Here is a 13,617-nt window from a genome sequence, read left to right on the forward strand (position 1 = left end):
CCCGGCAGTTGATTATCATTGCAGGAGGCTGAGGAGGTACTGCGGCATCTGATTGGCGGCGGCGAGCGCCGACACGGCAGCCTGTGTCTTCACCTCGGCCGAAGACAGCGTGGATTGTTCGGCCGCGATGTCGACGTCCTCGATCGCGGAGTTTGCCGCCTGGAGGTTCTGCGTCTGGGTCGAGATCGAATCCGACGAGAAGTTGAACCGCGATTCCTGAGCGCCGATCGAGGCGCGCGCGGCAGAAACGGTGTCGATCGCAGTATCGATGGCATCGAGCGCCGATGTCGCGCCGGACTGAGTGCTGACGTCGAGCGTGGAGACACCGAGAGAGGACGCTGTCAGGCTGGTCAACTGGATGTCGATCGTGTCAGAGCCGTCCGAGCCGACCAGCACGGACACGCCGGACGAGAACACGCTGGATCCGTCGAGCAAGCTCTGGCCGGAATAGCGGGTGCCGGTCGCGATCGAGTCGATTTCGGCGTTGAGCTGCGAGAATTCCGATTGGATATAGGCGCGACTGGAGTCCGTCACAGTGCCCGACGCGGATTCGGACGCCAGCGACTTCATACGGGCGAGAATGTCGGAGATGTTCGAGGCGCCGCCATCGGCGGTCTGCAGGATCGCGGTCGCCTGCGAGGCGTTGGTCGCAGCCTGCTGAAGCGTGGTGACGTCCGAGGAGATGCGCGTGGAGATCGCAAGGCCCGCGGCGTCGTCGGATGCCGAGGTGATGCGCGAGCCGCTCGACAGCTTCGAGAGCGAGCTGCTCTCCTGCTCGGCGTTGATGTTGAGATAGCGGACCGCTGCGTTGGCGGCGGTATTGGTGTTGATTGCGGGCATCTGAAGCTCCTATTTGATGGGCACGGCGTGCCGCTTCGTGGGAATCGACTTACGACGACGCGGACCGCAGCCCCGTCCGTTCGCTCAAACGGCGGAGCGCGAGGAGATCAGGCGCGAAAATCTTCGCGAGGCGAATTTTATGGTTAGCAGTCGGTAAACGCGGTGCGGATGTCGCGCTCGTGCTTGCGCAGGAGCTGGCGGAGCTGCTGGCGGCCGCGCTTGAGCAGCGACTCGACGGCGGCGACGGTTGTATCCATCACCTGGGCAATCTCGCCGTTGCTCATGTTTTCGTGGTAGGACAGGATCACCGCGACGCGTTGTTGTTCGGGCAGGCGCTGCATCGCGAGCTCCAGCATGTCGTTCAGCTCGTTGCGCTCGATGAGCTCGACGGCGCCGGGCTGATTGTCAGCGACTTCCGGCACGGCCTCGACGTTCTCGGTGCGCGGCTTGCGACGCAGATCGATGCAGCGGTTGGAGATGACACGGTAGAGCCAGGTCGAGAATTTGGCGCGGCCGTGCTGCCAGCGACCGCGATGGCTCCAGATCTTGAGCATGGAATCCTGCACCACGTCCTCGGCATCCGCGGCGTTGCCGACGATACGCAGCGCAATGGCATAGGCGCGATCGATGTGACGCTCGACCAGCATGCGGAATGCGACCTCGTCGCCGGTGGCGAGCTTGTCCAGGAGTTCGCTGTCCTCGTCGTAGACGACATCGGCGGCATCGGGCGCGCCATCCGGCGCGAGCGGCATCATCGGCACCGGCGCTTCGGCCGGCACCGTCGTCGCAATCTCAGCCTCGGCGGGAGTCCAGACATCAGCAGCGTAACTCATCCCGCAACCTCCAACCCGCAATGCCGACGGCGCCAATGCCACACGGCTTCCACGCGTTGAACGCGGGGCGAAAGCAATCCAGGCGGTGAATTTCTGTTGTTTTTCAAGATGTTATCTGGTCATTTTTGCCGAGTGCCGGGCAATAATTGCCGGTTGCGCGATCATCCCGCGTCCCACCAGCAATCATCACATCGTCTCCCGCCATGGCGGATCGTCCATCCTGAGCAGAGGTCGTCGAGAGAAAAAACGCTGACATTACGCAGCACTCGGTGATCAGACGCGACACGCGCTTGGTGCATGAAGAGACAATTGTTTCCGAGCGTGAATGAACGCGAGACGACTTCCGCACCCGGCAATTTTTTCCGAATCACCATTTTCGAACCTAGCGATTTTTTTGAATCTGTCAGTCGCGGCGAACGCGATTTCGAATCGCAGGTGAACTTTTTTCGTGTTCGTGGCGCCTGACTCGACACATGCGCACGTTAATCGTCCTGGTGGGCGGGGAATTGCAGCATGAAGATCGCAACGAGCGGCACGGAGCGCCGCGCGCAAATTGTTTCTGCTTGGTCATTCGATGTTTTCGATACATTTCTGCTTCGCGCCTGCGCGACGCCGGATGGCGTATTTGAAAGGACTTACGAGCTTTCCGGCATTTCGAGTTCTTGTCCCGACGTTTCCACGAGTTTCGTTCAGCATCGCATCCAGGCCGAAGCGCGTGCGCGCCGAACGGCGAAAGAAGCGCGCGGCGCGGGCGAGGTGCACATCGCGGAGATCTATTCCTGTTTTCCGTTCAGGCTGTTCGGCCTTTCGCGACGCGACCTGAACGATCTGGTCGAATCAGAATTCGCGGCCGAGCTCGAGCTCTGCCGCGCCAATCCCGACATGCTTCGGCAATATCTGGACATGAAGCGCGCGAACCATCGCGTCGGTTTCATCTCCGACACCTATTGGGACTCCTACCGGCTGGCGCGGTTGCTGCGGGCCTGCGTTCCCGGACTCACATGGGACTTCCTCTATGCGTCCTGCGACCATGGCAGCAGCAAGAGCGAAACCTTGTTCGCCAGATATCTCTCGGAGCAGGGCATCGATGCCGGTTCCTCCTTTCACGTCGGCGACAACGAGAAGGCCGACATCAGGGGGGCGAAGCGCCATGGCATCCGCCCCCGTTATTATCCGCAGGCCACGCCACAACTGGCGTCGACCTTTCAGCGCGAGACCGCACTGTTCGAGCTCCTGTGCGGAGGCGCGCCGTCGCGGCTGGACCACGGCGCACGCACCTTGCGGCGCATGGTGGCCGCACGCAGCGCCGAGAGGTCGCCGGCGTTCCACCTCGGCGCGACCGTGCTCGGCCCGGTGATGACGGCATTCGACGCTTTCATCGCCAGGCGCCGTGAAGAGGTTTCCGGCCCAGGGCGGACGGTTGTCGTCGGCTTCCTCGGCCGCGACGGCTTTCTGTCGCACCGGATCTGGCAGCAGCTTCACGGCACCACATCGGCCTATGTCGAGATCAACCGCCGCGTCAGCCTGATCGCCTCGGCGGACACGATGCAGCCGCTCGTCGATCTCCTCAGCAAGGTCTTCAAGATCGACGCGCCGACATTCGGCGACATGCTCAAGGTCATGCCGGCGAGGGTCGCCGCGTTCTTTGCCGGCTTCCCGGATGGGATCGCTTCCGGCGAGGAACTCGCCGAGGCGCTTCCGGGACTGATGAATCCAGCCGAAATCGTCGAGCTTGCCGCAGGCTTGCGCGCGCGGCTGCTCGCCTATCTGCGTCAAGCCGTACCCGGGTTCGACGACTGCACCGATCTCGTGCTCGCCGATCTCGGCTATTCCGGCAGCGTGCAGAAAGCGCTGCGTCGCATCTTCAACCTCGAAGGCATCGGGGTTCGCCTCCACGGCGCCTATCTGATGTCGCTCGACGACGCCTTCGACGACCTCGCCGAGGAGGACAGCGCCAAAGGATTCATCTCCGACCTCGTGGTCAGCCCTCACGTCAAGCGCATGCTGATCCGCAACGTCGCGCTGTTGGAGCAGATCTGCTGCTCCGCCGACGGCTCGGTGCGCGACTATGACGGCAACCAGGTGCTGCGCGAGATCAATCCGCGCCCGGAAAGCCAGATCGCGCTGGCCGCCGGGGTCCAGGCCGGCGCTCTCGCCTTTGCAGAAGCCGCCGAAGTCGTCGCCCGCGATTTTGGTCTGAGCCCCTATGCGACACCCGACGTCGCCGCGCGCTGGTGCGCGGCAACCTTGGCGCGCCTCCTGCTGCTGCCCGACGATGACGAGCTGGCGCTGCTGGGCGAACTGAAGCACGACGTCAATCTCGGCACCCGTGCGCTGGCGCCAATGATCGACGGCGACTTCATCCGTCGGCAGATCACCGCCCGCGGCCTCTCAGCCGCCTGCACGGCATTGGCGCCACCGATGTGGCTCGCAGGCTGCTTTGCACGGCTATCGCCGTCCCATGCTTATCTCTATGCGCTGTTCGGCGCGAACCGCCTGCCCGCCGACGTCTTCGGGGAGAGCCCTTGCGATCCGGTCCAGATCGGCCTGTTTCACGGCAATGGCGAAGCGACGCTGGAGACGGTGACCGTTTACCGCACCGGCCTCGGTGAGCTGCGCCTGCGCATTCCGCTCTCGCGCGCCATGGGCATCACCACGATCGCGCTGCCGCTGGCGAAATTCGCCGCCGAAGGCCTGCTGCACGGCGTGACCGTCCAGTCCGCCGCCACGGTACGCGATGCTGCCGAGAGCCAGGATGCGATCGGCATCGCCGCCGACAGCCTGGTCTATGCCGGCGTGCGGCGGAACGGCGCACATTATAGCACCGAGGACGGCGACGGCTGCCTGCTGATCCCGGTCGCCCCGATGGCGCAGGAGATCGCGGTCTACTCCGTCGCAATCACGCCGCTCGGCTCCGTCCCCAGATAGTGCGCCTGATCGCGTTGCCCGGGCCGTTGAAGTCCAGGGGCCGGCGACGTCAAGGGCTGGCGACGTGAGGGGCACGAAATTGACGGACGAGACGCGCGCGACTCTTGGTCGGCTCTTGCAATCGGGCGGCATCCGGCTTGGCGAGGCCCAGCGCGACCGCCTGGGCTGGCTGGCGGGCCAGTACGGTGCGCCGGCGCTCGACGGTGTCCCGGACGGACGCCGCAACGGCGTCGTCATTCTCAAGGAGCCGCCGAGCGGCGCGGCAGCGGAGCTGTTCTACCGCTCGCTCAATCCCGGCTGCGCCCTCGTCATTCCCAGAGGCGAGAACCCCGGCTTCGACTTCCTCAAGTCCAAGTTGACCGAGTTCGGCACCGTCGGCCCCTGCGGCGCGGACGGACCGCACGAGATGTGGTGGGGCGGCATCGGCTGGTCGAAACTCCTATCCGCCGCCGATTCATCAACCCTGCGTCCGCGGATCGTCTCCTGCTATCCGCGCGGCAGCGGCGAGGCAACCGCGGCCTTAGCGCTCCGGCATTCGCTCGAACGGTTTGACCTCGCCTGCCACATCGAGCCGGTCGAAGCCCAGCTCGGCGACCGCATCCTCTGCTTCGAAAAGGCCGAGTTCATGATGCGGATGTGGAACAAATATCGCGAGCCGCTGCTGTTCGTCGAAGCCGGCGCGGTGCTGCGCGAGGCGCCGCTGCTGCCGTCCTTCCTCGGCTGCGACGTGGCCTTGCACAAGTGGAATCGCTGGGAGATGTCGGGGCGCACGCTCTATCTCGGCCGCACCAAAGCTGCGGAGATGATGCTGCGCACCTGGCAGCAACTCGCCGCATCCTATCCTGCGATCTGGGAGGGCTATCTGCTCGATCAGGCCTGGAGCCTGACGTCGTCGCAGGTGCCGCTCGACACCGTATGGCTGCCGCGATCCTATCACGCACTGAAAGGCGACCTCGGCGCCTCGCGCGCCACGATCCTGCATGACCAGCAGACGACGACGCTGGAGCTCGGTCCCGATCCCGGATTTGCGAGCATGGTGCGTGCCGCCCGCCGCGCCGGCCGCACCGGCGCCCGCGACGCCTTCATGGTGATGACCTCGAAGACCGGGACCGGCAACGGCATCGCCGCGATCCTGCTCAATGTCTCGGCCAGCGACGCCGGCGCGGTGGCCGCGACTGTGGAGGCCGTGACCGGCGCCTATGCCGCCGATTGCGGCGGGTACAGCCGGCTCGAGCTGTCGCTCTGCGCCTGGCAGGACGACGTCGGCGCCGCGCGCGAGGCCGCCGCGCAGGCGCCCTGCCGCATCCTGGAGATCGCGCCGGGACAGCACATCGCCAACGACTTCTTCGCCGCCCACGCTTCCGACGAAGCGCTCACGACCGCTCGCCACATCTTCCCCTGACGGACACCTCACGATGCTCAAGACCATCATCCTGCTCACCGACACCGTGCACCAACAGCAGCCGCTGGCCAATCTGCTCCGCGAGCACAATCGCGATCTCTCCTTCTGCTCGGCGCTCCGCGCATCGGACCTCAGCGCGATCGAGCCTGGCGTGCTGAACAAGGCACGGCTGATATCCTTTGCGGCCGATGTCGCAGTTCCGGAAAAGCTCCTGCTCCAGCTCGGCTATGGCGCCTACAAGTTCTACACCGCGCCGGTGCAGTATCCGGGCTTGTCACCGGCGCCCGACGAGAGCGACGACGATCCACGCTGCTATTCCGTGATCGCGCAATCAATGATGATCTGGCCGGATTTCAAGAAGGTGGTCGGCCTGGAGACCGTGACGATTCCTGACGGCACCGTTGCTGCCGAGCGCGAGCGGATGGTGCTCTCTCGCCTCGCGTACCTGTTCTGGCAGATGTCGGGCATGATCGCCGGCGAGGCCACCGATCTCCCCGGCATCATCGAGTCCAGCGAAGGCCGGCGTCCGGCGCTCGCGATGATGAACTAAGGGCCGCCAGCGCGGTACGAGGCTGCGCGGAGCGCCAGGCGGTGCTCCGGCGCCGCGACCGCGATCGTCCGGCCCCGCACGGCTCTCTCCTCGATTGACGCGATCCTCTCTCGACATGCACGGCGGGCGTCCAACTAGAACGAAGTGCCGCCCCCAAACCTGAACTCCTGAACCGTGTCGTATTTGCCCTTCGTCAGCGGCACGGCGTAGTCGAAGCGCAACGGCCCAAACGGCGAGGCCCAGATCAGGCCGACGCCGACCGACGATCGCACCGTACTGCTGTCGTCATATTGCAGTCCGCAGGTCGGGCAAGCCTTGGTATTGACTTCGCCCGTGGCCGACCAGGAAGTCGGACCCTGGTAGCCCCAGAGCGATCCGGCATCGGCGTAGAGCGCGCCCTTCAGACCGACTTCCTTGGGCAGGAACCAGAACGGCATCTGCACCTCCATCGACGCGCCCCAATATTTCGTGCCGCCGAGCGCATCGCCGCTCGCGCCCAGGCTCCAATAGCTGATGTCGCGCGGACCGATGCCGTTGGAAGCGAAGCCGCGCACGAGGTTCGGCCCCATCTGGAAGTGATCCAGCATGCGCAGATCCTTGTCGCCGATCTTGTTCAGCAGGCCACCCTGCAGATGGATCACGCTGACGATCTCGGATACCAGAGGCGTATAATACTTCGTGTCGAACGCCGTCTTCAGATAAGTGACGTCTCCGCCGACGCCGGCGAAGTCCTGCTTGAAGTCGATCAGCAAGCCGTCCGTCGGATTCTTGGTGTTGTCGAGCGTGTTGTAGGTCAGCGTATAACCGAGCGACGACGTCCAGGTCGCGCCGTTCGCCAGCTCTTTCCGAACCGGCAGGGTCGACTCCCCGTCGCCATAACAGCCGTATCCGTAAACGCCGGAATCCGTGGAATTGGTCGGGTCCACACCGCCCAGCACGTTCTGGATGTAGGCCGGCGTCGGATTGAAGGCCAGTGAGGAATTCGCTGCGTTGTTGTTGCAATTGTTGTAGGCGCTGGCGAGCGAGATGGTCTGCTGATAGAGCGAATAGCGCAGCTGGAGCGACAGGTCCTCGCGCAAGGCAAGACCGATGCGCGGCGAGAATCCCAGGGTTGTCACCCCGTAGCTCGTGTAGCTGTTGGATTTCTGCTCACGCCAATAGGTATCCAAGCCCAGAGCCAGCCTGTAGTCGAGCAGATAGGGCTCGACGAAGGACAGCGATATTCCGCGGGAGTATTGACCGTAGGTGACCGAGGCCTTGCCGTAGAAGCCGCGACCGAGCAGGTTGCGCTCGGAGATCGAGACTTCGGCCAGCGCGCCGTCGGTGGTCGAATAGCCGCCCGAGACCGAGAAGTCGCCGGTCGACTTTTCCTCGAGATCGACGATCAGGATCACGCGATCGCTGGAGGAGCCTGGCTCGGTGACGATCTTGACGCTCTTGAAGTAGTCCAGGTTCTTGAGGCGCCGCTCGGCACGGTCGACCAGCGCGCGATTGTAGGCGTCGCCTTCCGAGAGGTCGAACTCGCGGCGGATCACGTAGTCGCGTGTGCGCGCATTGCCGCGCAGGTTGATGCGCTCGATATAGGTCCGCGGCCCCTCGTCGACGTTGAACACGACGGAGACGGTGTGCGCCTCGAAATTGCGGTCGCCGGCGGGACGAACCACGGCAAAGGCGTAGCCGCGGCGCGAGGCCTCGATCTGCATCTCCTCCGTCGACTTCTCGACCGCTTCGACATTGTAGAGCGAGCCGACATTGACGCGAGAATACGCGCGCAGCGCGCCCGCGTCGAAATTGACGATGCTGGAGCGGAAGCTCACCGATCCGACCCGATATTGCTGTCCCTCCTCGATCTTGAAGCTGACGAGGAAGCCCTTCTTCTCCGGATCGTATTCGGTGAGCGCCGCGACGACCTGCACGTCGGCAAAGCCGTTCTTGAGATAGAAGCGGCGGATCAGGTCGCGATCGGCCTCGACGCGGTCGGGATCATAGACGTCGTTGTTGCCGAGAAAGCTGAGCAGATTGCTCTCACGGGTCTTGATGACGTCGCGCAATCGCGAGGCCGAGAAGGCGCTGTTGCCGATGAACTCGACGGACTTGACCGGGGTCTTGGCGCCCTCCTCGACCGTGAAGACGAGATCGACGCGGTTGTTCGGCTGCTCGATGATTTCGGGCGTGACACGCACGTCGTACCGCCCCGAACGCCGATAGATCTCGGCGATGCGCAGCGTGTCGGATTGCACCAGCGCCCGCGAGAAGGTCCCGCGCGGCTTGGACTGGATCTCGGCCGAGAGCTGCTCGTCCTTGATCTTCTTGTTGCCCTCGAAGGCGACACGGCCGATCACGGCATTTTCCACCACGGCCACGACGAGACGGCCGCCGGACTGACCGATCTTCACGTCCTGGAACAGGCCTGTCCCGATCAATGCCTTGAGTCCGTCATCGATGGCGGCTTGATCGAGGCGGCCGCCTGGACCGGACTTGAAGTAGGAGCGGATCGTCTCGGCCTCGACGCGGCGGTTACCCTCCACCACGATCGTCTCCGCGGCCTGCGCGACCGCCGGCAGCGATAACAGCACGAGGGGAATTGAGCTCGCAACCGATACGCCACTCGTCGTCACCGCAATCAGCAAGGCCCGCAACACCGACATTCCACACCTCAAGAGCACCTCCTGCTCTGAAACGAGACGGCTGTGGCCGCGATGTGGCCTCGAGGTTTCTGGATTGTTTCCAGTCGTTGAGATTGATGCGCGGATCGGCCGCTTGAGCGCCTCGGTCGAGACGAGCGCAGGAGCCTTCCGCGGCGCATGATCGGGCATTGAGGTGGCCGCGCTGGGACCGCCAGCAGGCGCGCGCAGCAACATCGCGCAACGCCTGAATTCTTTACAGCCTCCGAAGCCGGTGCGAGAGGCGACGGCATCGAGAATTCGCATAGGGCATTTGCCGATGAACACGCTTGTTGTAACCAGGACGATGCTGGTCGTCCTCCTCTCCTCGACCCTCACTGTCCATGCCGCGACCACCCGCAAGCGCGCTCAACAGCCAACGAGCCATGATGTCGTCTACGAGTATGGTCCGCACGGCCCCAACCGCTCCTACCAGTCCGGCCCGCATACGCGCGTCTACGTCAGCAAGCGATCGTGGCTCGATGGCGGGACCGAGGTGCTTCCGGGGGAGCGCAAATTCACCGACTACGCCTTGCCACCCGGCGCATCTTTCGCACGCGAAAACGGCAACCGGCCGCTCGACCGTCAACCCCTGAACCCGGATTCGGACCTGGGTGGATTTGCGCAGAGAATTCCGATTACGTGGTGATTGGATACCCTGCTGTCGCGGACAGAGTCTCTCCGCGGTGGGATTCTGGATTGCTTCGCTGCGCTCGCAATGACGGAGTACGAGGTAGCAGCGTCGCTCTCTTTTCTCGCGTTTCGAACTGGGACACGCCTTCCCGATCTCGCGGCGCATTTTGCCCGAGTTTTGCCTCGTCTCGCCGCCCTCATCGGCAAGAGGGCGCAGGGAAGGCCGGGTGCCGGCGGCACCCGCGGTCTGCTGCGCGAAAAGCACACGCAAAAAGACCGCACAACAGCATACAGGTGAAGCCCAACACACGGCCTTCCCTGCGCGATGGTCGGACGGCTTATGCCGCGCTCTCCCGGGAGCCGAGTTCCCTCTGGCCTCCCTCACTCCCGCGAAAGTCGCCGGCACCGCGCCGGTTGACGCCAGGGCCGCATTCGCCGGAGCTTGACCGTAGCAACGACGGCCAGGACCACACGGTTTTGCCGTACGCACGGCCCGCCATTTCGCCGCAGTTTTCCCGGCCCTGTCGACGGAGCCGGAAACTTACAGGCGAGACGAACCTGACAGCGCCGCTCGTCCGTACGAAGCTTCAGGCTCACGGAGAGCAATCCGCCCTGCCCCTGGCATCTCGTACACGACGCTGCCGCGTCCACCGCAAGCCCGGCTCGCGACAATGACGACCGCATGGTCGCCCCTCGAGACTGAGCCGGGATGGGCAAGACATACGTCAATTCCGAATTTCGGTAAATAAGAATATTTTTGCAGAGAGGGGTTGACGCAGCGGCGAAACAGGGTCGATGTCTTGCCTGGCAGGCACCGTGCGGCGGCGCGAGATGCCCCGCAACATCTGTTTACATCCAGCAACATTCCGGCTGCCGAAAGGCCACGATCGCGCGGCTATTGGGGGCCTGTTCATCCCGCCCTTCCGAAGGCCGATGGGCCACCGCAAGTCCTGCGGCAAGGCTCCTGGATCCCAGCCGATTGATGCCGTCACACTTGTTCGTCGCAGTCCCCGCGTCATCCGCAGAGAACCATCACCCGACGCCGTCCCCATTGCGCGCTGCCCTGTCGCGCGCCGGATCGGCTTGCGTCGCGCTGATGTTGGCTGCCGCACTGGCTGGCTGCGCCGTCGGGCCGGACTATGCCGGGCCGCCCGGGCTGGCCATGCCGTTGCACTGGAACGCACAACCGACTTCCCGGCGTCAATCCGGCACGCTGGATCGCTGGTGGATGCGCCTGCGCGATCCCCTGCTCAACCAGCTGATCGAACAGGCCGTCGAAGCCAATCCCAGTGTTGCCAAAGCCAAGGCGGTCGTGCGCGAGGCGCGCGCAACGGTTCAGCAGACGGGCGCAGGCCTGTTTCCCTCCGTCAGCGGCTCGGCCTCGGTGACCGACAACAAGACCAGCGCGGGCTCCGCCTCGGCCACCGTCGACACAGCGCCCTACACGCTGCACCAGGCGAGCTTCGATGCGAGCTGGGAGCTCGACCTGTTCGGCGGCACGCAGCGGAACGTCGAGGCGGCGGTCCGGGGGCAAGAATCCGCCGAGGAGGATCTGCGCGATAGCCTCGTCACGCTGATCGGCGACGTTGCCGCCTATTACGTGGAGGCGCGTGGCTACCAGGCGCGGATCGCGCTGGCGCGACGAACATCGGTCTCGCAGCGCGACACCGAAAAGCTCACCCGCAGCAAATACGAGGCCGGCAGCGGCAATGCCGTCGATCTCGCCAAGGCGACCGCACAAGCCGCGAGCACGGAGGCGAACGTTCCGACCTATCAGGCGGCGCTTGCGGCCGACATTCACCGACTCGGCATCCTGCTCGGACGGCCGCCCGACGGCGTCGCTTCGCTGATGGCACGGTCCGCGCCCGTGCCTGCACCGCGCATGCCGTTGCCCACGGGCCTGCCCGCCGATCTCCTCATGAGCCGCCCCGACGTCGCCAGCGCCGAGCGCAAGCTCGCCCAGGCCACCGCCAAGATCGGCGCGGCCGAAGCTGACCGATATCCAGCGGTGTCGCTCACCGGCTCCGTCGGCACTTCTGCCCTGCGTGCCGGCGATCTCGCAAAATATTCCAGCATGAGCTGGTCGGTGGGCCCCTCTGTCACGGTGCCGGTCTTTGATGCGGGCAAGCGCCTGGCGACCGTCAGAATTGCCGAAGCACAACGCGACCAGGCGTTCGCGACGTTCCATTCGACCCTGCTCACCGCGTTCGAAGATGTCGAGAATGCGCTGGTGTCGCTGTCGCAGGAGCGCATTCGCGCGTCCAAGCTGGCCGAGGCAGCGAAGAACTATCGCGAGGCCGCCCGGCTCTCGCGGTCGCTGTTCGAGACCGGTAGCGCCAGCTTCATCGACGTGCTGGACGCCGAACGCTCGCTCTATTCGGCTGAGGATTCGCTGATCCAGAGCAAGGTATCCGCGGCTAAGGACTACATTTCCCTCGCGAAGGCCCTCGGTGGCGGCTGGTCCGATCCGGTCGACATATCGACGCCGATCGTCGTGGACACCAATACAGGACCACACTTCCGGGAGACGGCGAAGTGACTGATATCATCACCGCCAGGCGCGTGAAGATTGCCGCCGCGGTGGTTGCCGTCGTGGCAACCGGGGTGGTCGCCGCCATGCGCTTTCCGGGGACGTCGAGCAAGGGGCAGTCCTACATCACCGCGCCGGTCACCGTCAGCGATCTGCGCGAGGAGGTGCTCGCCAGCGGCACGCTCAAGCCGGCACGCCTGACTGCCGTCGGCGCGCAGGTGTCGGGCCGCATCACCGCGCTCAATGTCCGGGTCGGCGACACGGTCAAGGCCGGCGACGTCATCGCCCAGATCGACCCTGTCACCAAGCAGAACGATCTGCGCAATTCGGAAGCCTCGCTCAAGAACTACCGCGCGCAGAAACTCGAGAAGGAAGCCGCGTTGGTGCTGGCGGAAGCCAATCTCACGCGGCAGCAGGCGACGCTGGCGCAGCGTGCCACCTCGCGCAGCGATTTCGACAACGCGGATTCCACGGTGCGGCAGACCCGCGCCCAGATCGCCGCGCTCGAAGCCCTGATCGTGGGAGCCGAAGCCAGCGTCGAGACGGCGCGGGTGAACCTCGACTACACCAGGATCACCGCGCCCATCGACGGCACGGTGCTCGCCACCGTGGTGCAGGAGGGACAGACGGTCAACGCGGTGCAGTCCGCTCCGACCATCGTCGTGCTCGGCCAGCTCGAAACCATGACGGTGCGGGCGGAAATCTCCGAGGCCGACATCGTCAAGGTCAGACCGGGCCAGGCGCTCTATTTCACCATCCTCGGCGACCAGGACCATCGCTACGAGGCCAGGCTGGAGCAGATCGAGCCGGCCCCCGAATCGATCAAGAGCGATGCCAGCTTCTCCTCGACCACCACATCGAGTTCGAGCACGAGTTCGAGCTCGTCGAGCTCCACCAGCACCGCCATCTACTACATCGGTGTTTTCAACGTGCCCAACAAGGATCTTTCGCTGCGGACCTACATGACCGCAGAGGTGCACATCATCACCGGTGAGGCCAAGCGCGTGAAGGTCATCCCCGCGCTCGCGCTGATGCGCAAATCCGACGGCCGCAGCACCGTCCGCGTTCTCCATGCGTCGGGTGACGTGCGCGAGCGCGAGGTCAAGACCGGCCTCAATGACCGCACGACGGTCGAGATCAGGTCCGGCCTCGACGAGGGCGAGCGGGTCGTCACCGGAGAAGCCAACGAGCAGACCGCATCGGGCAGCATGCCCGGCGGCCCGCCGGGAGGTCTCTGA

At 64.6% G+C, this 13,617-nt stretch carries 9 protein-coding genes; 6 read left to right on the forward strand and 3 right to left on the reverse strand.

Annotation, left to right across the window (positions count from 1 at the left end):
* Positions 1 to 15: 15 nt before the first annotated feature.
* Together BDOA9_RS31375 and BDOA9_RS31380 are read right to left on the reverse strand one after the other, a co-directional pair.
* Positions 16 to 840 (reverse strand): flagellin, encoded by an 825-nt coding sequence (locus BDOA9_RS31375; protein ID WP_025037914.1) that lies wholly within the window; start codon positions 838 to 840, stop codon positions 16 to 18.
* 143 nt (positions 841 to 983) lie between these two features.
* Positions 984 to 1,673 carry an RNA polymerase sigma factor gene (locus BDOA9_RS31380; protein WP_025037915.1) on the reverse strand — a complete coding sequence of 230 codons (690 nt, stop codon included), beginning with the start codon at positions 1,671 to 1,673 and terminating at the stop codon, positions 984 to 986.
* 513 nt (positions 1,674 to 2,186) lie between these two features.
* Here BDOA9_RS31380 and BDOA9_RS31385 point away from each other — a divergent pair.
* The 3 genes from BDOA9_RS31385 to BDOA9_RS31395 all read left to right on the forward strand — a co-directional run bounded on the left by BDOA9_RS31385 (position 2,187) and on the right by BDOA9_RS31395 (position 6,553).
* Entirely contained in the window at positions 2,187 to 4,601 is a 2,415-nt protein-coding gene (locus BDOA9_RS31385) for a hypothetical protein (RefSeq protein WP_025037916.1), read from the forward strand.
* A 79-nt stretch (positions 4,602 to 4,680) separates the two neighbouring features.
* On the forward strand, positions 4,681 to 6,003 hold the full coding sequence (locus BDOA9_RS31390; RefSeq protein ID WP_025037917.1) for a hypothetical protein: 1,323 nt from the start codon (positions 4,681 to 4,683) through the stop codon (positions 6,001 to 6,003).
* A 13-nt stretch (positions 6,004 to 6,016) separates the two neighbouring features.
* Entirely contained in the window at positions 6,017 to 6,553 is a 537-nt protein-coding gene (locus tag BDOA9_RS31395) for a hypothetical protein (RefSeq protein ID WP_025037918.1), read from the forward strand.
* Positions 6,554 to 6,687: 134 nt separating this feature from the next.
* Here BDOA9_RS31395 and bamA read toward each other — a convergent pair whose 3' ends face one another.
* Positions 6,688 to 9,201, reverse strand: a complete 2,514-nt coding sequence (gene bamA, locus BDOA9_RS31400; protein WP_025037919.1) for an outer membrane protein assembly factor BamA — start codon at positions 9,199 to 9,201, stop codon at positions 6,688 to 6,690.
* 295 nt (positions 9,202 to 9,496) lie between these two features.
* On the opposite strand from bamA, the gene BDOA9_RS31405 reads away from it, so the two are divergent.
* The 3 genes from BDOA9_RS31405 (at position 9,497) to BDOA9_RS31420 (ending at position 13,617) form a co-directional block, all read left to right on the forward strand.
* Complete coding sequence (locus BDOA9_RS31405) at positions 9,497 to 9,865, forward strand: hypothetical protein (protein WP_025037920.1); 369 nt, start codon at positions 9,497 to 9,499, stop codon at positions 9,863 to 9,865.
* A 1,080-nt stretch (positions 9,866 to 10,945) separates the two neighbouring features.
* Positions 10,946 to 12,388 (forward strand): efflux transporter outer membrane subunit, encoded by a 1,443-nt coding sequence (locus tag BDOA9_RS31415; RefSeq protein ID WP_042336912.1) that lies wholly within the window; start codon positions 10,946 to 10,948, stop codon positions 12,386 to 12,388.
* The gene (locus tag BDOA9_RS31420; protein ID WP_025037923.1) at positions 12,385 to 13,617 is read left to right on the forward strand and encodes an efflux RND transporter periplasmic adaptor subunit; all 1,233 of its coding nucleotides are present in this window, start codon (positions 12,385 to 12,387) and stop codon (positions 13,615 to 13,617) included. The genes BDOA9_RS31415 and BDOA9_RS31420 overlap by 4 nt, the downstream gene beginning before the upstream one ends.

This window comes from Bradyrhizobium sp. DOA9, from assembly GCF_000617845.2.
Lineage (GTDB): Bacteria > Pseudomonadota > Alphaproteobacteria > Rhizobiales > Xanthobacteraceae > Bradyrhizobium.